Origin of the sequence: Acidithrix ferrooxidans (assembly GCF_000949295.1) — a bacterium.
In the GTDB taxonomy this organism is placed as follows: domain Bacteria; phylum Actinomycetota; class Acidimicrobiia; order Acidimicrobiales; family Acidimicrobiaceae; genus Acidithrix; species Acidithrix ferrooxidans.
The window spans coordinates 16,453-39,865 of sequence record NZ_JXYS01000075.1 but is presented as its reverse complement, the minus strand read 5'-3'; the positions used below and the strand labels follow the sequence as shown (position 1 = coordinate 39,865).

Annotated in this window: 16 protein-coding genes and 1 pseudogene; 12 read left to right on the top strand and 5 right to left on the bottom strand. The window is 47.0% G+C overall.

Annotation, left to right across the window (positions count from 1 at the left end):
• The first annotated feature begins 5 nt into the window (after positions 1 to 5).
• Positions 6 to 1,544 carry a CCA tRNA nucleotidyltransferase gene (locus AXFE_RS11570; protein ID WP_052606058.1) on the top strand — a complete coding sequence of 513 codons (1,539 nt, stop codon included), beginning with the start codon at positions 6 to 8 and terminating at the stop codon, positions 1,542 to 1,544.
• A gap of 351 nt (positions 1,545 to 1,895) precedes the next feature.
• On the opposite strand, the gene AXFE_RS11565 is transcribed toward AXFE_RS11570, so the two are convergent.
• The gene (locus AXFE_RS11565) at positions 1,896 to 2,540 is read right to left on the bottom strand and encodes a class I SAM-dependent methyltransferase (protein WP_052606057.1); all 645 of its coding nucleotides are present in this window, start codon (positions 2,538 to 2,540) and stop codon (positions 1,896 to 1,898) included.
• A gap of 675 nt (positions 2,541 to 3,215) precedes the next feature.
• Between AXFE_RS11565 and AXFE_RS11560 the strand changes: the two genes are divergently transcribed.
• Entirely contained in the window at positions 3,216 to 4,955 is a 1,740-nt protein-coding gene (locus AXFE_RS11560; protein WP_052606056.1) for an alpha-amylase family glycosyl hydrolase, read from the top strand.
• A gap of 820 nt (positions 4,956 to 5,775) precedes the next feature.
• Positions 5,776 to 7,374 (top strand): ABC-F family ATP-binding cassette domain-containing protein, encoded by a 1,599-nt coding sequence (locus AXFE_RS11555; RefSeq protein ID WP_052606055.1) that lies wholly within the window; start codon positions 5,776 to 5,778, stop codon positions 7,372 to 7,374.
• Positions 7,375 to 7,900: 526 nt separating this feature from the next.
• Here AXFE_RS11555 and AXFE_RS11550 read toward each other — a convergent pair.
• Entirely contained in the window at positions 7,901 to 8,974 is a 1,074-nt protein-coding gene (locus AXFE_RS11550) for an inositol-3-phosphate synthase (RefSeq protein ID WP_052606053.1), read from the bottom strand.
• A 126-nt stretch (positions 8,975 to 9,100) separates the two neighbouring features.
• Positions 9,101 to 9,778: a PadR family transcriptional regulator gene (locus AXFE_RS11545; RefSeq protein WP_052606052.1), complete on the bottom strand. Its 678-nt coding sequence runs from the start codon at positions 9,776 to 9,778 to the stop codon at positions 9,101 to 9,103.
• Between the two features lie 621 nt (positions 9,779 to 10,399).
• On the opposite strand from AXFE_RS11545, the gene AXFE_RS11540 reads away from it, so the two are divergent.
• The 8 genes and pseudogenes from AXFE_RS11540 to AXFE_RS11500 all read left to right on the top strand — a co-directional run bounded on the left by AXFE_RS11540 (position 10,400) and on the right by AXFE_RS11500 (position 17,724).
• Entirely contained in the window at positions 10,400 to 10,804 is a 405-nt protein-coding gene (locus AXFE_RS11540) for a DUF5318 family protein (RefSeq protein WP_052606051.1), read from the top strand.
• 547 nt (positions 10,805 to 11,351) lie between these two features.
• On the top strand, positions 11,352 to 12,191 hold the full coding sequence (gene panB, locus AXFE_RS11535; protein WP_052606050.1) for a 3-methyl-2-oxobutanoate hydroxymethyltransferase: 840 nt from the start codon (positions 11,352 to 11,354) through the stop codon (positions 12,189 to 12,191).
• Positions 12,192 to 12,512: 321 nt separating this feature from the next.
• Entirely contained in the window at positions 12,513 to 12,887 is a 375-nt protein-coding gene (gene rpsF / locus AXFE_RS11530) for a 30S ribosomal protein S6 (RefSeq protein WP_052606049.1), read from the top strand.
• A 39-nt stretch (positions 12,888 to 12,926) separates the two neighbouring features.
• Positions 12,927 to 13,418 (top strand): single-stranded DNA-binding protein, encoded by a 492-nt coding sequence (locus AXFE_RS11525; protein WP_052606047.1) that lies wholly within the window; start codon positions 12,927 to 12,929, stop codon positions 13,416 to 13,418.
• Positions 13,418 to 13,672, top strand: a pseudogene (rpsR, locus tag AXFE_RS20790) (30S ribosomal protein S18); the annotation flags it as partial. The gene AXFE_RS11525 and the pseudogene rpsR, both read left to right, overlap by 1 nt.
• A 137-nt stretch (positions 13,673 to 13,809) precedes the next feature.
• Positions 13,810 to 14,253, top strand: a complete 444-nt coding sequence (gene rplI / locus AXFE_RS11515; RefSeq protein ID WP_052606044.1) for a 50S ribosomal protein L9 — start codon at positions 13,810 to 13,812, stop codon at positions 14,251 to 14,253.
• Positions 14,254 to 14,386: 133 nt separating this feature from the next.
• Complete coding sequence (gene dnaB, locus AXFE_RS11510; RefSeq protein ID WP_152626050.1) at positions 14,387 to 16,402, top strand: replicative DNA helicase; 2,016 nt, start codon at positions 14,387 to 14,389, stop codon at positions 16,400 to 16,402.
• A 410-nt stretch (positions 16,403 to 16,812) separates the two neighbouring features.
• On the top strand, positions 16,813 to 17,724 hold the full coding sequence (locus AXFE_RS11500; protein WP_082058702.1) for a DMT family transporter: 912 nt from the start codon (positions 16,813 to 16,815) through the stop codon (positions 17,722 to 17,724).
• A 681-nt stretch (positions 17,725 to 18,405) separates the two neighbouring features.
• Here AXFE_RS11500 and AXFE_RS11490 read toward each other — a convergent pair.
• Positions 18,406 to 18,819 carry a hypothetical protein gene (locus AXFE_RS11490; RefSeq protein ID WP_152626049.1) on the bottom strand — a complete coding sequence of 138 codons (414 nt, stop codon included), beginning with the start codon at positions 18,817 to 18,819 and terminating at the stop codon, positions 18,406 to 18,408.
• 774 nt (positions 18,820 to 19,593) lie between these two features.
• Positions 19,594 to 22,266 (bottom strand): aconitate hydratase AcnA, encoded by a 2,673-nt coding sequence (gene acnA / locus AXFE_RS11480; protein ID WP_052606024.1) that lies wholly within the window; start codon positions 22,264 to 22,266, stop codon positions 19,594 to 19,596.
• A 248-nt stretch (positions 22,267 to 22,514) separates the two neighbouring features.
• Between acnA and AXFE_RS11475 the strand changes: the two genes are divergently transcribed.
• Complete coding sequence (locus tag AXFE_RS11475; protein ID WP_052606022.1) at positions 22,515 to 23,237, top strand: VIT1/CCC1 transporter family protein; 723 nt, start codon at positions 22,515 to 22,517, stop codon at positions 23,235 to 23,237.
• Positions 23,238 to 23,413: the final 176 nt, after the last annotated feature.

Sequence of the window (23,413 nt, the reverse complement as noted above, 5' to 3'; positions counted from 1 at the left end):
AGACTATGCAATTTGATAAATCGGAATTCGATGTGCGCGTTAGGGAGATCAAAGGCGAACTTCATACCTTAGTTGAGGCCTTTAGTCGTCACGAAAGAAAGATCTATCTAGTTGGTGGTTCGGTCCGCGACGCGATTTTGAGTGCGACCCATGACAAAATGAGTTACCCAAAGATTGCCTCTCACATGGGTGATGACTCTGTCGGAGATTTTTTTGGCGATGGATCTCTAGAGGATGATCCAAGAACGGATGTAAGCCAAGCTTCGGCGGATCAATCAAGCGATCCTTCGATTGACTATGACCTAACCACTGACGCCATGCCAAATGAGGTGGAGGCGATCCTTTCGTCTATCAGCCGCAAGGTTTGGACGGTTGGCGCCGAATATGGCACCATCTCAGCACTTATTGGTTCACGGATAGTTGAGATTACTACTCATCGAGGCGATCTCTATAGGAGCGATTCCCGCAAACCGGTGGTGACCATGCCAACTACCCTTGAAGAGGATTTGATCCGACGCGACTTTAGGATCAACGCAATGGCGCTAGATCTTTCGGATGAGTCGCCTTCTGTAATAGATCTCTTCGACGGGATGGGAGATCTCAGGCAAGGTTTGATTCGCACGCCTAGAGAGCCGGAGAAGTCCTTCGATGACGATCCCCTTCGGATGCTACGGGCTTGTCGATTTGCAGCGCAGCTGAACTTTAGAGTTGATGAAGGTGTTGTTTTGGCGATGTCACAGATGGCAAGTCGCATTGAGATTATATCGCCAGAGAGGCTTGCTACGGAGTTCAACAAACTTATGGTAACCCCAAAGCCATCTTTGGGACTTAGGATTCTAAACGACACCGGCCTTACGCATTTCTTTTTACCAGAACTCTCCCAATTAGCCCTAGAACAGGATCCGATTCACCACCATAAAGATGTACTTGAACATACTTATAGCGTCATAGATAAGACTGAAGCGAATTTGGAGCTGCGACTAGGGGCGCTCTTTCATGATATTGGAAAGCCAGCGACTCGTCGTTTTGAAAAAGGCGGAGTGACCTTTTACAACCACGACAAAGTTGGATCAAAGATGACCAAGAAGAGGATGCGGGCGCTTCGCTATTCAAGTGAGATGATTCAGAGGGTTTCGCGTCTCGTCTATTTGCACCTGCGATTTCATACCTATGAAGCGGGGTGGACAGATAGGGCGGTGCGACGTTATGTCGTGGACGCAGGCGATCTCTTAGATAATTTGAACGCGTTGACCTTGGCTGACTGTACCACCAGAAATGCAAATAAGGTGAGAGCACTAGAAGCTCGGATGCAACAGCTCAAGGTTCGAATCCAAGAGCTACGAGCCCAAGAGGAGCTAGATTCACTTCGCCCAGAGCTAGATGGAACCCAGGTTATGCAGATCTTAGGTATTGCTCCATCGAAAGAGGTTGGAGTTGCCCTTGAATTTCTTATGGAGTTGCGAATCGAAGAAGGTTTGATCGGTGAAGATCAAGCAACCAAGCGCCTCTTGACCTTTTGGCAAGAGCGAAATGGTCGGCTCTAAGACTAAGCAGGACTAAGTAAGTCGATCCAAAGCCAACCAAGATGATTCAGCGCCTTCATTTACCCATCAGGTGATTCAACATTCTTAAAGACGTAGGTCGATGGGTTTTGACTATTTAGTGGTTTTTGATTTAATCAAGGCGAGTCGCAGGTTCATCGAATCGAGCAAGACCTTTGCCGCGTGGATACGGCTTGATGGTTGCCAATTTGACGCCTTTGAAATGGCCTGATTTGCATTGGCTTGTGTGCCGCCCCAGGGAAAAGGGCTTAAATGGCGAGATTGGTTCTATTTGCTAACTCGATTTTGGTGAAATAGCAAATGAAGTGCTCTTGGAGTGCTAGTTTCGCTTCTCTATCGTTTTTTTACTTTGACAATTATGAAATCAGGTAGATCCTTGTCTTTACCTTGTTGTTGGGTTTTTGGCTTGATTTGATTTCTTATTGAGATCTCTTCAAAGGTATCGACATAAAGTCCCGCTCGTTGCACAAGCGAAAAGAGTTTTGAGATTGGCCTAAGCGATATCTTTTGTGGGAGTTCAAGGCCAAAGCCGAGCACTTGGGTATCGACGATGTGGCTTTCGAAGTAGCGATAGTCACTAGGAGGTTCGATCAGTGAATTGGTTATTAGCAAGGGATGAGCAACGCTGAAGATGAACGATCCAGATGGGCGTAATATTCTCTTTACACTTCGAAGAAGGCGATCTGGATCACTAGTTGACAATAAGCCCAGTGCGCTAATTACGGTGTCGGCGGAGTCGATGTTGATAAAGGCCAGTTCGTCGAGACCTCCATTGTGAACCTCATATCTAGGGCTATCTGGATCAGCCTCTTGAGTAAGTTTCGTTATTACTTCGGCGGATGGTTCTACAACTATGAGGTTTGAGATGACGTTGGTATATGGAGCGCTGACGATGCCTCCGATAGCACCTAATTCAACAACGCGGCAACTTCGAAGTGATCCAACGTTTCTTTCGATAGCTCCAAAGAGTGGGTTCATCTCGACCGTACCTAATCTTGAGCACCAGAATGGAAGTCTTATTCGTCCAAAAGGCAGTCTTTTAAAAGAAATGTTAGCGCCTTTTGGCGACTTAGGGGTTGTCGAATTGGCTTAGGGACGCATATATCTTTGATTTTGGATCCAAATTAATTTTGATGCAATATTGTCGTTACCTAGCTCGCACCCGGAGACTTGTCGCTAGGGGGTCATCTTTGAGTCTTTCTTTATTTGAGTCTTTCTTTATTTGAGTCTTTCTTTATTTGAGTCTTTCTTTATTTGTCGCGTGCATTTGTCCTTAGCCAACGGGTGCAATAGAGGAGATTTTCTCGAATCTTCTAAGATAAAGCAAGATTGAGAGCTCTAATTCAAGTATTCATCGATCTTTATTTTTATCCAAGGTGAGTCGACTACGTTATTGCCACAGATGAATGAAATGTTCATCTGTTCGATGTCGCCAAGTTGATAGACGACAATGGCTGGTTACCTAGTGAGGTTTTGTCGCCGTTAGAACAACTCGGGGACGGCGGATGACAACCAGCAGGAGTTCCAAGTTTGGCTTAGCCTGTTGTATTTACCGTCTAGGGGCGTGATGAATGGCGAGACGAATAAGTGGTGCGTCAAGATTTTCTTTAGCCCAAGGGCTATCGTCAGAGCAAGATTTTAAAAAGAGGTACTATGACTGATCAAATTTCTCCGTCGCATTTAGATGGCGATCCTAATTGGTGGTCTCAGGCCAGCATCTATCAGATTTACATTAGATCCTGGGTGGACTCAAACGGGGATGGCATTGGCGATCTTAGAGGCGTGAGTTCTAAATTAGGTTACTTAGCATGGCTTGGAATCGATGCAATCTGGCTTTCCCCGATAACTAGGTCTCCTAATTCGGACTTTGGATACGATGTTAGTGATTACATCGCCTTAGCGCCGGAACTTGGCAATGACAGTGATTTTGAAGCTTTGATCGCCAAGGCGAAGAGCTTTGGAATTAAGGTTTTTTTGGACATAATTCCAAATCATTCAAGTTCTAAGCATCCATGGTTTATTGATAGCCGATCATCTAAGGCTTCGAAATACCGGGACTACTACGTTTGGGCTCCGCCAAAGAGCGATGGTGGACCACCTAATAATTGGCTAGATGGAACGGGATCGAGCGCTTGGACGCTAGACGACGATAGCAATGAGTACTATCTTCATAATTTTTTGGCAGATCAACCCGACTTAAATTGGTGGAATCCAGCGGTCCACGAAGAGTTTGAGAAGATCTTGACCTATTGGTTTGATGCGGGAGTTGATGGCTTTCGTATCGATGTTGCCCATGGGATCTACAAAGATCGCTATCTTCGCGATGATCCGATCGCTATTGCGGATGTAATGGATGCACCATTTGGAGTGGCACCAATCTTTTCCAAGAACCGACCCGAGGTTCACGGACTCTATCGAAGATGGAGAGAAATCTGTAATGAATATGATCCTCCTAAGGTTCTCTTAGGTGAGACGTGGGTCAACAAACCAGAGACCTTGGCTCGCTTTTTTGGAGATGGTGACGAGCTGCAGCTGACTTTCAACTTTGGCTTTACGACCTCGTTATTTGAGCCAACCGCGATCCGTCGTTCGATCATGGGCGCTATTGGCGGCCTTCCAATGGGAGCTAGGGCTACATGGACTGGGTCGAATCATGATATTTCTCGCTTTGGGTCTCGGTGGTGTAATAAAGATAAAGACAAGATAAAGGTAGCGTTGGCGTTGATCTTTATGGTGCCAGGAGTGAGTGTCTTGTACTTTGGAGATGAGATCGGCCTGGCTGATTCAGATTTAGACGATGCTGATCTTCTCGACAACATGAGCATTCAGGCCAGAAAACGCATCGGAAACGAAAAAGCTTTCCTACGAGATAGGGTTCGAACTCCGATGCCGTGGAATTCGCAGGTAAATCGTGGCTTTTCCAAGGGAGATAAGACTTGGCTTCCGATAAGCGACCCGATCTTCGGAGATGTGGAAGAACAGATCGCCGACCATTCGTCGATTCTGAATTGGAGTCGAGCGCTGATCTCTCTGCACTCGGAGATCTCCTTAGATGCCAAGATCGAAGAGATCGTCTTTTCTCCGGTCCAGTGGATCTATAGAATCGATAAATTTCTCGTCAATGTCACCTACTCTAGAGAAAATCTATATAAAACAGATCGCCTTGGCTTTGATCATCTTGAATTGATTATGACTAGTTTGGGAATGGATAGTCATGGTGGAGATGCCAAAAACGACGATTTGGCTAGCCACCGAGAACCAGTAGTTCGCGGCGCAGGGGAAGAAATTCCGCCCGGACTAGTTGGTGTGGGACCAACCGACGAGGCGCATCTTGAGGGTCCATTTGCTGTGGAGATCTATCGCATTATTGGTCAACCCAACGATGTTAGGTGAGGGTTGCCTGCGCCATTAGTTGGGAGCTAACTATTTGAGAGTTAATTAGAACCCAGCTAATCACAAGATAGCCAATTGACACTACGCCAGTTTGTGATTGTGAAAGTCAAGCGCGATCCCAACCGGCAATTGGTGAGGGTTGATCTAGTGGTTTTGTGTGGGATTTTTAATAAATACGATTTTTTCTCTATATAAGCTATTTTCTGTCATTTTTAGTTGTTAAATAATTGTTTTATGTGATTATATCTCTATAAAGTGTTAGCTCCCATAGGTGGGCTCTTATCGACTGGCTAATTGCCCACCTAATTGACTATGAGTAAATAAGTGATTGGTTAAACGGACGAGGCACTTTGAGGCTCAGGTCTATTTGACCCAATTAGATTTGACCCAATTAATATGCCGCGATTTTTTCTTTGGTGGTTTTTAGTTGACATTAATTGTTGGATCTAATTTTTCAAAGAATTAGGACTTGGAGGTCTAACTTGGGCGGGTTACGGCGCGATTTTTAGCTTCACTTTCTTCGATTAGGTGAGTGTATCCACAGTGAGAAATACCGTCCTCTTGGATTGGTCAAGTCGGCAGTGCGCGGCAATAATGGGCATTTAGTTGTTTGGGTTATCTTCGACCCCAGATCTTTGGAGATCTCTTTTTTATTCGGTTAGAGTCGCTGGTGGCGGTTCATTTTGGCTCTCTTGTTTGAGTGGTGTGAATATTTGTATTTGCATGGGTGATGGCCCGCCTGCTATGCGATGGTCGATAAAGCCGCTGTGGCGAAGTACGCTGTTATAGTAACAAGTCCAGAAATGCAGGTTTACTTTTCGTGCTCAGAGTAGAGAAACTCGATGTGAACCTTGGGGCCCGACAACTCGTCGGCGGCGCAAGTTTCTCAATCAATAATGGAGATAAGATCGCACTTGTCGGACGTAATGGGGCCGGCAAATCATCAATGCTGTCGGTGCTCATGGGTGATGCAGCAGCTGCCCTGTCTTTTAGTGGTGTCATAGAAGCCCAAGGTAGTGTGGGGTTTCTTCCTCAGGATGTAGACGATGAAGGTCTAGGTATGGAGCCATATGGCCTGTATCATGTCCTTTCAGCCAGGGGTCTGGATCGCATCGAACATGACCTAAGAGTTGCCCAAGAACTCGTAAGCAAAGATCCAACCACTGAAAACATACAACATCTCGTTGATCTACAAGACGATTTTGGCCACCGCGGTGGATACGAGTCGGAGTCAGAGATCTTCAGGTTGGCAAAAGGCGTTGGCCTTGATGAAGATGTCTTATTGGCTGAATTGTCTTCTCTTTCGGGTGGTCAGCGTCGTCGATTGGAGCTTGTAAGAGTTCTTTATCAAAAGCCAGAGACGATGATCTTAGACGAACCTACTAACCACTTGGACCTAAAGGCCAAGGCATGGCTAATGGCGGAGCTAACCGCCTTTGCCGGTGCACTGTTGGTCGTCTCCCACGACTTGGCACTATTGGATAAATCGGTAACTCGAGTCTTTAACTTAGAGAACGGAAAGCTGGAGCAGTTTAAGGGTAACTACTCTGCGTATCTTGCCTTCGTGGAAGAAGATTCAGCACGACGATTTAAAGCTTCTACTATGGAAGAAAAAGAGATAAAGCGTCTCAAAGAACTTGCTGATTCGATGCGCCACTCAACCGCATCACGAGCTAAGACCGCCCAGAGCCTAGATTCACGAGTTGAACGAATGCAGTCGAGTCGAACAGAGGTAAGGGCGGCTACCACCAAGATTAAATTCAAACTCCCTACACCACCAAGATCGGGTGTGACCGCTCTAGAGGTCGATAAGTTATCGGTACGATACGGAGAGTTGGTAGTTATACCTTCGCTTAGTTTGAGCCTTGAGCGAGGAACCCGACTGGTTGTAATTGGCCGAAACGGTGCTGGTAAGTCATCTCTGCTGAGATGTCTGGCAGGAGTTCAACAAGCTACATCGGGCACGATCAAATTGGGCCACAATGTGGCTATGGGCTACTTTGCCCAGGAGCATGAAGAGATCGACTATGGGACTACGGTTCTTGGTAATTTAGGGGATTCGATTCTCAAAGAAGAGCGAGAGCGTCGAGCGATCTTGGGATCTTTTGGACTCAAGGATGCCCACGTAAATGAGAATCCCGCTTCGCTCTCTGGTGGTGAGCGTACCAAACTCTCATTGGCTAAGATCGCAGCTGGAAACAACAACCTATTGATCTTGGACGAGCCTTCGAATAACCTTGATCCTCGATCGAGAGCGGCAGTTGGAGAGATGCTTCGCCACTGGAGTGGAACTTCGATTCTGGTGAGCCACGATCGAGCTTTTGTGGCTGCTTATCATCCATCACATGCCCTTATGCTGCCAGAGCGCAAGTTCACCTATTGGAAAGAGTCGATGTTGGAGCTAATCGAGTTGATTTGACTCTAGCGAAGGTCCTTTTGCCCTCGATTAATTTGTGTTGCGATTAATTAATGTTGATGATGATGTGCCTTCTGTGCGTGCTGCTTGGTTTTGTTTTGTTTGATCTGTTTAACAGAGTTGCTCACCAGAGTCATCTGCCCATTTTTATCAACACCTTGGGATTTGATTGCAAATGGGTGGCTCTTATGAGGTGACCAGGTTATTTGTTTTAGATCGACATGGAGATTGCCAAAAGATGGCCTTTTGGGCTAAGTCTCAATTTTCCAACCTTGGGTCGGCAAAGTTTATCTAGTTTTGTCTTGGTTGGATCTATGTGGTTTCGGCGATGTAGTTATCAGTTGACGTTGTTGGCGAATATAGCCATTAGGTGATTTTCGAGGAATTTCCACACTAACTAGCCGTTAAGTAGGATTTCAATAAAAAATAGAGGCCCTTGATGAGAAATTATCTCATTATGGGCCTCTATAAATTTTGATTATAAAGCTGTCGCTGTCGCTGTAACCGTGGCCGTCGGCCCTAGTGGAACTTAGAGTCCCTTGGCGAATTCATTGACCATATCGTGGGCGATGTGGTCGCGATATTGTACCGGTGGAGACTTCATAAAGTAGGCTGAGGCACTTAGAATTGGGCCTCCAATTCCACGGTCTTTGGCGATCTTGGCACAACGTAGAGCGTCAATGATAACTCCAGCTGAGTTAGGCGAATCCCACACTTCGAGCTTTAGCTCAATGTTCAAAGGTACGTCACCGAAGTTTCTTCCCTCAAGGCGAATATAAGCCCATTTACGGTCCTCTAACCAAGCAACGTGATCCGATGGCCCAATATGGACGTTGTAGTCATCTATGCCACCATCTACCTGGCTTGTGACGGCTTGTGTCTTAGAGATCTTCTTGGACTCAAGTCTTTCACGCTCAAGCATGTTTTTGAAGTCCATATTTCCGCCAACGTTTAGTTGGTAGGTTCGATCGAGTACCATTCCACGGTCTTCAAAGAGACGGGTAAGAACTCGGTGGACGATTGTAGCGCCAACTTGGCTCTTGATGTCGTCGCCAACGATGGGCACATTTGCCTCGGTGAACTTGGCTGCCCAGATCGGATCTGAGGCGATAAAGACAGGGATTGCATTTACGAAGGCGACCTTAGCGTCGATGGCAGCCTGTGCATAGAACTTTTGCGCTTGCTCGGAACCAACAGGAAGGTAGCTGACGAGAACGTCAGCGCCAGTGGCGGCTAGGATTGCTGCTACGTCGACGGGTTCGGCGGGAGACTCCTCGATAATCTGTCGGTAGTACTTGCCAAGGCCGTCAAAGGTCGGTCCGCGAAGGACCGTAACACCAAGATCAGGCACTTCAGCGAAGCGAATAGTGTTATTTTGACCACTGTGGATCGCCTTGGAGAGATCAGTCCCTACTTTTGAAGCATCGACATCGAATGCGGCTACAAATTCTATATCTCCAACGTGGTAGTCACCTAGTTGGACGTGCATCAATCCTGGGACGACCTCAGTTGGGTCAGCGTTTCTGTAGTATTCAACTCCTTGTACCAGCGAGCTGGCACAGTTACCGATTCCGGCTAGAGCTACCTTTATCTTTGAGCCCATATTTATTCCTTCCTAGTTTAGAATCACTATCTCTGATAGATCGATTCACCCTTAATTTTTTGATTCTTGATCTCCCTGAACCGCTGACTTTGCTAATGCAAAGAAAGGATCGATGGAGGTTAGAAGTTATGGTTGTGAAACCGACGTAGTCTCCCTAGCGATCCTTTCTTCATTATTTAGTGAAATTTGCGATTCAACCGTGGCAATTAGGGACTTTACGAAATTGATTTCGTTTTCAACGATTCCAATTAGCCTTCGGTTGATCTGGTCACGCAAGATGCCAGCGGTTGCATTTGGTTTTGATGCGACAGAGCGTATCTTGCGAAGCCTCTCAAGATTTGCCACCCTCTCGTAAAAGCGCTCCAAGACGATATCGAATTTGGATTCATCGGCGAGACTTAGCCAAGCTAAGAAATCGGCTTCAGATTCGAGTGGAGCATGCTCGAAAAGTTCGTCGAAGAGCTTGACTCCAATCTCGGTAATTTTATAGACACGCCTAGTGCGAACGGTTCGTTCTGTATTTGAGCGCCATGTAGTGGCCCTCACCCATTCGTCACTCATCGCGAGATCACCAGTCAGCGATCCTGTGGCAGCTACAAAGGTAGAGGCAGAGTCGACGAAGGATTCAAGCGCGGAGCGTTCCTCCAGGCGAGCTAGTGCTGGATATAGCGATCCAAATGAGAATTGAAGAAGAGGACCAGCCAACTCTGAGAGACTTTTTTTGATTTGATATCCGTGGTAGTCGCCTCGCTTCAAGAGCGCTAAGACGGCTAGATCTAATAATTGTGACGATGTCTTTTTCATGATCACCTCCTTGGCAATTCAATTTAAGTCAAACTTGTAATCGTTGATAGCTGACATCTGACAATCAGATTTGGTGTCAGCTATCATCTATCGAACTTTTCTTATATTTCATTGGCCAATCTCATTGGCCATCATCTCGATCTCTGTGGGCGAAATGATAACTAGATTCACTACTACTTGATAAAGCCACGCCCGTAATTAAGGCTGTCCTCAAGTGGTGGTTTCTACCTGATTTCAAGGACCAAATCTTAGAACCAACGATTCAAGGTTCTTTTTGTATCCAAGCATCAAACCAAGTTCAAGATATCCTGTTTGATGCAACCCAGATCGATAAAACCCAGATCGATAAAACCCAGATCGATAGAACCCAGCGTTTTGGATTTCCTTGACTTTGATATCAACTAATTACTCTCAAACCAGTCTGCCCTAGTGCGTCTACCCATCAATTATGTGATTTCGATATATCAACTTGATATATCACGAAGTTATTCCTTAAAAAACAATACCCGATCGTATTTTTTTTCAAGCAGGGTCGAATTTTCACCCTTTTGGCAGCCATAGTTGCTCAAAGATAAATTTCGTTGTCGTTACTTTTTAGAAGCTCGGTAACATTTAACTTCGGTGGAACGACAATCTAAAATAGACATTTCAGGTGTAAATGAGCGAACAGTTGATTTTGTGCTCGCTCGAAGAGCACTTCTACGTGCCTTTGGACGAGGAGAGGTCCTAAAGACGGAGATTTGCGATGCCCAACCAGAGTTGATGCGCGCTGCTTTGAACCTTGGGAAGCCCAAGAGTTCTATATGTCCCATATGTCGAGATACCAAACTCGTTAGCGTCTACTTTGCCTTTGGTCCAAAGTTGCCAGCACACGGGCGATGTTTGAACTCTGAGAGTGAGATCGATTCGATCCTATCGAGACATATAGATGCAAAAGTGTATGAGGTAGAGGTGTGTTTAAACTGTAAATGGAACCATCTTGATCGACTTTTGGCCCCTTTTGTCTTTGGCGAAGAGAGCGCTTAGCGTAGCCTCGCTCGATGACGAAATAGTGATATTCGCTGGGATAGCGACCTTTGCTTTGGATGATCACCGCGTAGATTGACCAAGTCAGTAGAAGCAGGAAGCATTTGCGAACGCTAGTCAATTTTATCGATCTGATTGGCTCTAGATTCAATATGGCTAGTCCATCTCGACGGGTTAGCTGACCTCCTCTGGGGAGTCACAAGGTCAATTTTAGGTTTGATCGGTCTCTTGTTATTGGGTCTTTTGCTGGGAATCATTTCCATCTAGATATTTCGATTGTGTCGCTCGATGGCTGTTTTGCCAGCCATGGCCTCTTTGCGATATGACGCAAGTAAAGATTGCGCAGGCAGACCAAGGATCCAATCTATGCACCGATAGGTCAAGCAGATTAGCAATTCAAGGCGGCAGATTTGAAGAGTTGTTGAGCGGCTGGTAGGAAAAGGGTAGAAAATCTTTTTTGGTTGCCCCTTGCGTGCAATAAGTAGTTACTGATATTGTTGAAATCAGTGCCTGCAGCTTCTAGCGCGGGACACGGGAGGTAATTACCATGATTCGGGAACGCGTCACTGTTCCATCTATTCGTAACTCTAAGGTTCGTCTCGGGCACGAGCCAATTTCCATGATCACCGCGTATGATTTTCCTGGTGCGCGTATGGTCGACCAGGCAGGGGCCGACATGATTCTCGTCGGTGACTCATTAGCAATGGTTGTTTTGGGCCACAAAGATACTCTCTCGGTAACCATTGACGATATGGTACATCACACAAAAGCGGTAGCCGCAGCAGATCCTCTTGCTTTGATTGTCACCGATATGCCTTGGATGAGCTATCACACCGGGACGAAAGATGCTGTTGTTGGCGCATCGAAGTTGATTCGAGCTGGTGCCAGTGCCGTCAAAATTGAAGGCGGTGCGATCAGGGCTAAGGTTATAAAGGCGATTGTGGAGGCCGAGATTCCAGTCGTCGGCCATTTGGGATTGACGCCTCAATCGGTAAATAAGTTTGGTGGTTTTAGGGTCCAAGCTAAATCCAACGAACAGGCCCAAGCACTTTTGGAAGACGCCAAAACAGTCGAGGCGGCCGGAGCGTTTTGTCTAGTTCTAGAGGCAATTCCAGATGTAGTGGCTAAGGCGGTTACAAATACACTTTCGATTCCAACTATCGGTATTGGTGCGGGTGCTCAATGTGATGGACAAGTTTTAGTCTTTCACGATATTTTGGGGTATGGCTCCAAGAAGCCTCCGAAGTTTGTGAAGCGTTACGCCAATCTTGAAGAATTGGGTATAGAGGGTCTAGCTCGATATGTTAAAGATGTGCGGACCGGCCACTTTCCTGATGACACTCAGACATATCATGACAGCGACGGTGTAATTTCTAAGCTCTATTAGACCTTTATTCTTAGGAACATTTAGTTTCTGGGAGATAAAACTCAAATATGAAGCCTTGGGGTTGTCGCCACTTTAGAGAGGTGACCCCAAGGCTAAGCTTTTTTAATAGCCGATAGTCAAAAGGCGATATGGTCGATTTCCATCAATGTCCTTGTCTTTGCTTCCTAGCCGAGCCTCTAAATCGAAGTAGATGACGTTTTGCTGAGCGATTCTCATGAACGGTGCCTTGGTTGGCTCGGTCGTTTTTTATTCATATACAACTAAGCTTTACTCTTTGAAATTGTGGGAGAAATCTCACCGAACCTGTTCTGTGGATTGGCCATGGAACCCCTGGGAAACCAGGGTCCGGAGGAGGAATATATATTGCTTAGGCCATATGAACTTATGGTTATTCTTGACTCGCGTCTAAATGATAGCGATTCAGATGGAATCATAACAAGAGTCTTAGATCTCTTGCGTAAAGACGGAAATGTCGGACGCATCGATCGATGGGGACGACGCAAACTCGCATATGAGATCAATAAGGTTTCAGAGGGCAATTACTCGATAATTGAATTTGCATCTACTCCAGCTACGGTTACTGAAATCTCTCGAATTCTCTCCATATCAGATGGAGTTCTACGCCACAAGATCATCAGATTGCCAGAGCGCATCGCGGGGCGAGTGCTCGCCAAAGAGGCTTTAGCCCAAGAATAGCGAGCCGATGGCTCAGACCACACCAGCTGGAGAAGACAGATGTCAAACGGAAACTCGGTAACTTTGATTGGAAATGTAACTCGTGATTTAGAGTTGCGATATACCCAATCAGGACAACCAAGCGTAACATTCGGAATTGCAGTTAATAGACGCTGGCAGAATCGACAGACAAATGAGTGGGAGGAAGCAACCTCTTACTTTGACGTCGTATGCTGGCGCGAATTGGCAGAGCACGCCGCGCAGAGCCTATATCGGGGTTCGCGTGTGATTGTGGTAGGGCAACTTCAGCAAAGAAGTTGGGAAGATCAAGATGGACAAAAGAAGTCCAAAATTGAGATCTCGGCTGAAGAAGTTGGACCTAGCTTGAGGTTTACCTCTGCACAGTTGAATCGTACCGAACGCCGTACCCGTACTAACGACAATTCACAGGGTTATTCCGCTCCAACCTATGGAGCGCCTACCCAAACACCATCGGGTCCTGTGAATGAAATAATTCCAAGTAATTACATCGAAGAAGAGGAACCCTTTTAATGGCCAAAGGCAAAGAGAGCTCGTCCCGTAGAGCGCCCAAGGAAACTAACAAGAAGATCAAGAAAAAAGTATGTATGTACTGCATCAAGAAGATTGAGTACATAGATTACAAAGACACCGATCCGCTAAAGAAATTTATGAGCGAGCGTGGCAAGATTCGTGCCCGTAGAGTCACAGGTAACTGTGACCAGCATCAAAGGGCAATTGCGGGAGCAATCAAGAACGCCCGCGAAATGGCACTACTTCCCTATACCCAACGAATGGTCGCAGAGCGTACCTCGATTCGTCCGCCTAAGCAAGATTCCAATAATGCTTATACGCCTGACGCAGATGACAGCGATGACTTGGTTGACATGTTTGCTGGTGGAGCTGATTTGGAGGATGAGAACTAATGCAGATCGTTTTGAGAACTGATCAAGCCAACTTAGGCAAGCGCGGCGACATCGTCAATGTCGCTGATGGGTACGCAAGAAACTTTTTGATTCCACGGGGCCACGCCATAAAGGCGACTCCTGGAATAAAGGCACAGGCCGATTCGATGCGTCGTTCGCGCGATCTCAAAGACAAAAAGGCCAGAGAAGGTGCTGAAGAGATAGCCAAGAGGCTAGCTGGAGCTACCGTTGTGGTTGGCGGAAATGCTTCCCATGAAGGAAAGCTCTACGGCTCAGTCGGTATTCCTGAGATCATCGAGGCGATCGAAAAGAGTCACTCGGTTACACTAGAGCGTCGTTCGATTCTCCTAGTGGATCATATCCGCGAAGTTGGAGATCACACGGTTGAGATCTCCTTGCACCCACAAGTGCGAATTAGCGTTACGGTTTCCGTAACCGAATAAAGATGTCATGGCTTTTCTTTTAGCCTAGGCGTTAGTGAATAACTATTATAAGTAGAGCAACGGACTATCTCTTTTTAGCGATTTTGCTGATTAGGAATAGTCCGATCCTCTTTTTTAGCAGGTGGTGACCAAAGTGGCTAGAGCGCCGCGCCGTGATTTAAAGTCAGTGGATGGTGGTCTAGAACGAGCAATTCCTCATAACCTCGAGGCTGAGGAGTCTTTGCTGGGCGCCATGTTATTATCCAGGGACGCAATTGCAGATGCGTTGGAGTTTTGCCAGGCATCTGACTTTTACAAACCATCCCATGTGGCAATCTTTGAGGCGTTAGCGAGTCTTCATTCTCGAGGTGAATCTAGCGATCCAATTAGCGTTGCTGATGAACTTCGTCGCCAAGACAAGTTGGAGACGGTAGGCGGAACCGCATCGCTCTTGGAACTTCAGGCCAAGACCCCAACAATTGCCAGTGCTGCGAGATATGCCAGAATCGTTGAGGAATACTCCCTACTTCGAAAGTTGATCAGGGTAGCCACTGAGATCTCAGAGCTTTCTTACTCTGTCCCAGAAAATGTAGGAGCAGTCATAGATATGGCTGAGACTTTGATCTTCGAGGTCTCTCAAAGAAAGAGCGCTGAGACCCTAGTCTCTATCAAAGATGTGTTACTCAAGACCCTCGATGAACTTCAGGCACAATATGAACATCCAGACTCCATTACTGGAGTTGCAACCGGCTTTCATGAGCTCGATGAGATCCTGTCGGGTCTTCAGCGTTCAGCTCTTATTATCGTTGGAGCCCGACCCGCTATGGGCAAGACATCATTTGCACTTGGAATCGCCACTCAAGTCGCTACTCGCGCAAATCTTCCAGTTTTGATCTTTTCCTTAGAGATGAGCCATATAGAACTCACCCAGAGAATACTCGCGGCTGAAGCACGGGTTGACTCGCGCAAGATGCGAACTGGCAACCTCTCTGAAGAGGATTGGAGTCGAATCTCTCGCTCTCTTGGTCACTTGGGCGAAGCTCCAATATATATAGATGACAATGCATCGGTGACGGTTCTAGACATACGTGCCAAGGCAAGACGATTGAAGGCCGCTACTGGCGGCCTTGGCCTTGTGGTAGTTGACTATCTCCAATTGATGTCGGGTGGCTTTAGGTCGGAATCGAGACAGGTAGAGGTATCAGAGATCTCGAGAGGCTTAAAGTTGTTGGCTCGAGAGCTAGAGGTGCCAGTTCTTGCTCTTTCGCAGTTGTCACGCGGTCTTGAGATGCGTCAAGACAAGCGTCCAGCACTTGCAGATCTCCGTGAATCTGGGTGCATCGCCGGCTCCTCCAAGGTGTGTTTGGCAAATGGCGAGACAATATCTATTGGAGCCCTAGAGAGGCTCTGGGGCCTTGGTGAGACCAAGGTCTTGTCGATGAATTCAAATGGCGATCTGGTTTCAAGTCCCATTAGCGATGTGCGGTTTTCTGGTTTCAAAGAGACCACCCGACTGGAGCTTTTGAGCGGACGCTATATCGACGCGACATTGAACCATAGGTTCTTTACTCGTCGAGGTTGGAAGATGCTCTGGCAACTAAATGACCAAGATGAAGTCGCTGTCTATCCAACGACGCGCCAGTCCACCCAAGCCCGAGGCCGCCAAGGAGACCACCAAGGAGATATGACTCGGACGGTCTATTCATATGTTGCCGACGATTCCCAAGGTGGCCCCACTTCTCGCGGTGGCCTTGCGGTGTTACTTCGCAGCGGAGGGGATTGTAACATTGAATCTTTGAGTAGCGATTTGTCAGAGGATATCGAGGCAAGTGTCGAATCGAATCCGCTGTTTTTGGGAGACGATCTCTCCTTTGAGCCAGTGGTTGCGGCTAGATCCATGGGTCTTTCATCTACATATGACATTGTTGTTCCAGCAACCTCAAACTTCATAGCAAATGAGATTGTTGTTCATAACTCGCTAGAACAAGACGCCGACGTCGTTATGTTCATCTATCGTGATGAGGTCTATAACGCAGAGAGTCAAGACAAGGGAATTGCGGAGATCATAGTTACCAAGCATCGAAGCGGCCCGACCGGAGTGGCGCGTCTTTCGTTTTTGGAGTCTTATACCAAGTTTGCCAATATGGCCAGGGGCCCAGGAAACCAATAGGCGTAGTAGTTTCTTTGAGCCATGACCAAGCTCAGCTTTTTTGCCCGCGATTATCATGGATTTCGCTTTGGATAAGTGGTCATTGCGAGTATCTAGAGCTTGGTAGCTTTTGGGGGTGGGCATTTCATTTTTCGGCCCTTTTGATTTGGTAAAAGTTTTTCTTCAGCAATAGTTTTATATGCAACGATGTATTTTGATCAATCCGGCCCCTATGGGAATTCTCCACCTGAAGGTAATGCCACCTTTCAATCGGTAGCTCAGCATAGAGAGTTATACCATGGAAATGGTGATCAAGCAGGGCATTTGATTCGGAATATTCAATTTCGCTATTTAATTTTTTGATGGATATCACCTGCTTTGTTTAGGTTTAATCTGATTCAGGGGATTTTGCTTGAAAGCTACGGTGTTAGGTGAAGGATAAAAGGTCGGGATTGGCCAAGGCGGCCTTGGCGTTAGTCGCTATTGCTTGGGGTGCTTCTCCAGTGGCCACTCGATTCTTACATCGTGGTGGTGGGGTTGTGCTATTGATGGAATATCGGTTCGTCCCGCTTGTCGTTGTAATTTTGCTCCTATTGGTAGTTCGATCGATCAAGCGGCGAGATTTCAAGGTGCTAGATTTAGGTGGCTTTAGCTCTATTCGTGTCATAGGCGTTTCGTTGCTGGGTGGCCTTGGGTACAATGGCCTGGTAAGTGCGGCTTTGACCTATTCCCATGCCACGATCGTGGGTATATCGCTCACGACAGAGCCGATATGGATATTGATCCTTGGCACTCTTTTTATCAGGAAGAGACTCTCTCGCGGCCTTTTATTGGGTGTCGCGCTCGCCATTGTTGGAACAGTGGTGGCCGCAGTGGCCGCACCGGGCGGTGAAGCAGGCGGTTCGAATGCAGTAGTGGCAGTAATCCTGGGAGTCTTAGCCACTTTTTGCTGGGGCCTCTATAGCGTTCTGACCCAAGATTGGAAGATATCGGCTTTAGATATGACCTCTTGGATGGTCATCTGCGTTAGCCCTATTGTTATCGTTGCTCAACTACTCTTGCATCCAGTCATTCCACAATTAAATAGTGTCTCTGTGGTGATCTCGATTCTCGTGGTCAGTGTGATATCGACACTTTTGGCGATTACGGGCTGGAACTTTGGGGTTTCAATTCTTGGATCGTCGCTGGCCGCACCCTTTCTCTACCTGCAGCCAATTTCAAGCGTTTTGCTCGCACTGGTTTTTTTAGGCGAGACTCCGACTTTATTCGAGGTAGTCGGCCTTGTGATAATCGTTCTGGGAGTAGCAATATCGCAATATTTGCAACAAGTACACGTGAAATAACCCTCTTAAGAGGACTTAGATCCCCGCTAACCAATGACGATCGTCGATTTTGGCCGTCAGCGAAATTATGTAATTTTTCTAGAGCCCTGGTTGTCTATCCCATAAAGTGATCCATGGATTAAGACAAGATGCGAGTGTGCTGTTGAGGCCTCATTCTCGTGCGGCTATGGATCTGCTCCTTGCTAAAGGGTGTAAAGGTGTTGCCCAAGAGGTGTTCATCACTCAGATACGCTTAGGCACAAGGTGTCAAATGATAATTTTTGAAGATTGTGAATCTACCAATGATTGGCGATGGCGAGCCTATCTACTCTTTGGAGATGATAGAGCCAGGGTTGTCAAAGCTGGTGAAGTAGACTTTTGGCTAAGAAAATGGCACTTGGAGCCTTTTGTGAGATCTGGCGAGGTTACTCTCCAAGCAATGAAATTGGCGCTATAGCGAGATTGTCAAAAAGATTGCGGTTGAACTGGGTGCGAATCAAAATTCACCTTTGAGTCATTGCGCTACTGTAAATTAGCTAGTAATGGTCTGGATGTCGCGACTTATTGCATGGGAACGCTGGCAAACCCAATTAATAGGTCACCTGGAATTGGACGAGTGGGGCGACCCTCAAATAATTCAAAGACTATAAATGGACTCTTTGTCGTGGGTTCTTGCCGGGCTTTAATTTGTTCCCAGTTGTTTTAGCTGATTTGAATTATTTCAGGCAAAGGTTCTTGGGCGGGTATTGCACCGATTATTTCCATTAGATGAACCGACATTAGATTGATCATAACTTCTTCACCTGAACTATTGGGCCAGAGTTCCATCGAGGAAGAGTCATTTATCACCGGTAGGTAGTCATCTGCGTCAAGGGTTGCTATTGTGGATGATCCATCTCGAATTAGGTGTATGAGAATACGTCTTCGACCCATCACCGGGTCAAAAGTTATATCTAGAACTTCAAAGCCAAGATATTCAGAGGGAGGGATCTCTGAGACGATATTGGGGGGCATGAAAGTATGGTCAAAAGTTACCGAAATGACCAAGCCGGCTAGGAGGGCTTTAAGGTCGATTACCACCTGCGCATCGAAGAGGTTCTCACCTTTGGTGCCCATTTTTGCCTTTCCAAAGGATAACTTAGTCCTTTGCGGATCTTTTTGGCAAGTTGATTTCGATTAGAGAGATTTTCGCGAGAGCGAGCTTTGGATTGGTATAGTGCGGTTGTTTTTGATTTGGCATTATAAGACGTGGCTTTTAAAGAAGTTACCCTTTGGCTATCTCCACATTTGTGAACGACGACATCGATCTTTTTTTCCTGAGCAGATGGGATGACTATCCCAATGTAGCGCCGGGTTGCAATGGCTTGGTTGTCGAGGTTTTGGTCTTTGTATAAATCATCGACCATCTGCCATCTAAGTACGAGAGTGCCTCGGTGGTGCATTTTAGATGTGCAAGCGGATCAAATTACGATTCCAGATAGGACAAGGAAAAGCCAATTCAAGAACATCCTCTAAAAAGACTTTTCCAAAAAAATACTGATTCAAAAACCTTAACCCAAAAGAACTGATCCAATGGGCTATAAGCCTTTGGCCGTCCATATCTTTGACATTGCAAATTCAAGGAGACCCGCCAGATAGATCCCATGTTTTTCTTGAGTTTGGAAGCTTTTGGGTCGAATTGGTAAGAGGTAATTGATTGATTTGTCGTATGTCATAACCTGTTAATGCGAATCAGCTAGAGAAAGAGACATCTTTCTCTAGCTGATCTTTAATAGCGGCTTTTCATAAAAAAGAACCCATTGAAAAAGTCGACCATCTCAATGGGTTGGTTCAACTAGTTGAACCAACCCAGGTTGATATTCAAAGGGTTAATTTCAATTGCCTTGGTCTTTAGGATTTGGCCAAGTTGCGAAGCACATATTGAAGAATTCCACCGTGGCGGTAGTAATCTAACTCCTTTGGAGTGTCGATTCTTACCTTTACATCGAAGGATTTGTCTCCAGCGGTCACCGTAACCATATCGGGAAGTGAGTCACTTTGAGCTAGCTCTTCGACTCCGCTAATGTCGAAGACTTCCTGACCACTTAGACCTAGGGAGGCGATTGAGTCACCGGTGATGAATTGCAGTGGAAGGATGCCCATTCCGACCAAGTTGGAACGATGAATTCTCTCAAAGCTCTCCGCAATAACTGCCCTAACTCCAAGGAGGAAAGTTCCCTTGGCGGCCCAGTCGCGTGATGAGCCAGAACCGTATTCTTTTCCAGCCAAGATAACCAGTGAAACGCCTCGCTCTTGGTATGTCATAGCAGCGTCGTAGATCGTAGTAATGGTCTCTTCGGGGAAGAGTTTGGTAAAGCCACCTTCTTTTGGTTCAACAAGGCGATTTCGAATTCGAATGTTCGCGAAGGTTCCACGGATCATTACTTCGTGGTTACCACGACGAGCACCATATGAGTTGAAATCTCCTTGGGGGACACCGCGCATTGAGAGCCATTCGCCAGCAGGAGACGAAGCTTTGATCGATCCGGCGGGAGAGATGTGATCTGTCGTAACCGAGTCACCAAAGACCCCTAGAACTCTTGCACCTACAATTGGCTTGACTGGCGCTGGAGTTGGCGTGATACCCGCAAAGAAAGGTGCTTTGTGGACGTAGGTTGACTCTTTGTTATTCCATTTGAATTGACTTCCAGATGGAGTATCAAGGGTCTGCCAACGCTCATCACCTAGGAATGCATTGTTATACGATGAGGCAAACATCTCAGTTCCAATGCTTTGGCGGATCACCTCAGCTACTTCAGCTTCACTTGGCCAGATGTCACTCAAATACACCGCCTTGCCGCCAGTCGTCTCACCAAGTGGCTCGCTGGCGAGATTGATGTTCATGGTGCCAGCGATTGCATAAGCTATTACCAATGGAGGCGAAGCTAGATAGTTCATTCGTACGTCTGGATTGATTCGGCCTTCGAAGTTTCTATTTCCCGAGAGCACCGATACCGCAGAGATGTTGCCAGCGGCGATTGCAGCTGAGACCTCAGGAAGGAGTGGTCCTGAGTTACCGATACAAGTTGTGCATCCATAACCAACTAAGAAGAACCCTAGCTTTTCTAGATATGGAGTCAGTGCTGCTCGATCGTAGTAGTCCATGACAACCTTGGAGCCTGGCGCTAGCGTCGTCTTTACCCATGGCTTGGCTTTGAGACCAAGCTCAACTGCTTTTTTGGCTACCAGTCCAGCGGCAACCATGACCGAAGGATTCGAGGTGTTAGTACAGGAGGTGATAGCAGCAATGACGATATGGCCATGATCGATATCGAAGCTTCTTCCGTCTTTGAGTGTGACGGGGACCTTATTGGAGAGCTCGCTTTTTGAACCTTGTTGCGCAAAGGATTTTTCAAGCGCGTCAATGAAGCGCTCTTTTCCCTGTGTTAGTGGAACACGATCTTGTGGTCGTGCTGGTCCAGCTATCGATGGCACGATGGTCGATAGGTCAAGCTCTAGGTATTCGTCGTATTGAGGAACATGGTCTGGATCTAGCCATAGGCCTTGAGTCTTAGCATATGCCTCAACGAGTGCGATTTGATCTTTGGACCTTCCCGTGAGGGATAGGTATTTGAGAACTTCATCGTCGATTGGAAAGACGGTGATGGTCGATCCATATTCTGGGGACATATTACCGATCGTTGCGCGATTTTCAAGAGGTACGTTTGCGCATCCGGGACCGTAGAATTCGACGAACTTGCCAACCACTCCATGGGCTCTCAACATCTCAGTAACCGTGAGAACAAGGTCGGTCGCTGTCGTTCCAGCGGGTAGAGTTCCAGAAAGGCGGATTCCTACGACTCGTGGAACCAGCATGGAGATGGGTTGTCCCAACATTGCAGCCTCAGCTTCAATTCCACCAACACCCCAACCTACAACCGATAGGCCATTGATCATGGTGGTGTGTGAATCTGTGCCGACCAAGGTGTCAGGGTAGGCGTTGTTATTGTCGTCGACAAAGACCACTCGAGCTAGGTATTCCAAGTTGACCTGGTGGCAAATACCAGTATCTGGTGGTACGACTGAGAAGTTGTCGAAGGCTTGCTGGCCCCAACGAAGAAATTGATATCTCTCCTTGTTTCTCTGAGCTTCTAGCCCAGCGTTGATCGAAAAGGAGTCCGAATTTCCAAAGTCATCGGCAATTACCGAGTGGTCGATTACCAATTCGGCTGGAATGAGTGGATTGACCTTGTTGGGATCCCCGCCGAGTTCAATCATCGCATCTCGCATCGTCGCGAGGTCAACGACCGCTGGCACTCCGGTGAAGTCCTGCATCAGAATGCGAGCAGGGGAAAACGCGATCTCTTGTGGCGCTGCGCCATTTCGAGAGTTTATTAAATATTCAATATCGCTTGCTTTGACTGATATGCCATCTTCATTTCGAAGCAGGTTCTCCAAGAGTATCTTTAGAGAAAAGGGTAGTTTTGAAACGTCTCCCAAGTGCGAGGTAGCACTTAGTGCGTGAATTGAGTAGCTTTTGTCACCGACAACGAGGTCTGTCTTTGAACCAAAAGAGTTGGCCATCGTCTCTCCTTCTATTTATGTCATACCTATCGTAGCCACGGGCGCCCGTTCTTGCTAATCCGGCTCGTTGGGGTTTTGTAATCTTCTAACTTTTTGAAGGCAAACTGATTCGCGAAATACATTAATGACCTTATGTTCAAAGATGAATCTTGGATTAATCGAACCTAGGGCAAATATTGAGTAAAGTACGGGTAAATTCAACTTCGCAAATAGTTAGGTAGCCTCCCCAGGGTGTTAAGGTCTTAGCTATGACTTCTGTCGACGACACTAAAAAACACCACCCAAAGGCCGAGGGCCACAAACTACATAGGGCTGGATGGCTTCGTGCAGCGGTTCTGGGCGCCGACGACGGTATTGTCTCAACTGCTTCGTTGATGATAGGCGTTGCGGCATCTTCAGCCTCCCACAGTGTAATTCTAACTGCAGGCTTTGCCGGATTAGCTGCCGGAGCCATGGCTATGGCAGCTGGAGAATATGTCTCAGTATCGTCCCAGCGAGACGCCGAAGAGGCGGACTTGGCTCGTGAAGCTCACGAACTAGAGCACTATCCAGAGGCCGAACTTCGTGAACTAGCTGGATTTTACATTGAGCGAGGTCTGACCAAAGAGTTAGCCGTTCAAGTTGCGGAAGCTCTTAGCAAGCACGACGCTTTGGGATCTCATGCCCGTGAGGAACTTGGGATACTTGAGATGTCAAAGGCTCGTCCAGTCCAAGCAGCACTGGCCTCAGCCGCTGCATTTGCTTCTGGCGCAGCTTTACCCATTGTGGCTCTGGTGTTGGCTCCATCTAACATTCGAACGATAGTTATCGTTGCGGTGGCTGTAGTAGCTCTGGGAGTCATTGGCTTCTTAGGAGCAACAGTAGGTGGTGCTAAGCCTTGGCGTGCAACTTTGCGCGTTATGATAGGTGGTTCGCTCGCCATGGCGGTTACCGCGGCCGTAGGCGCACTTGTTGGCCATGCGGGCCTTTAAATCGGGATCAATCTGCTTTGAACTTTGATTCTTTCAGGGGGCTTAGCTTCCTGAAAGAATCAGGTACCTCTTTACAGTCTCAAGCGCTGTAACTAGTGTCCCCTCTCATAATTTCCCTGAAACTGAGGAATTAATCCCTTCTAAGGTTGTTCTCCTTGGTAAGGACATAACCTTGC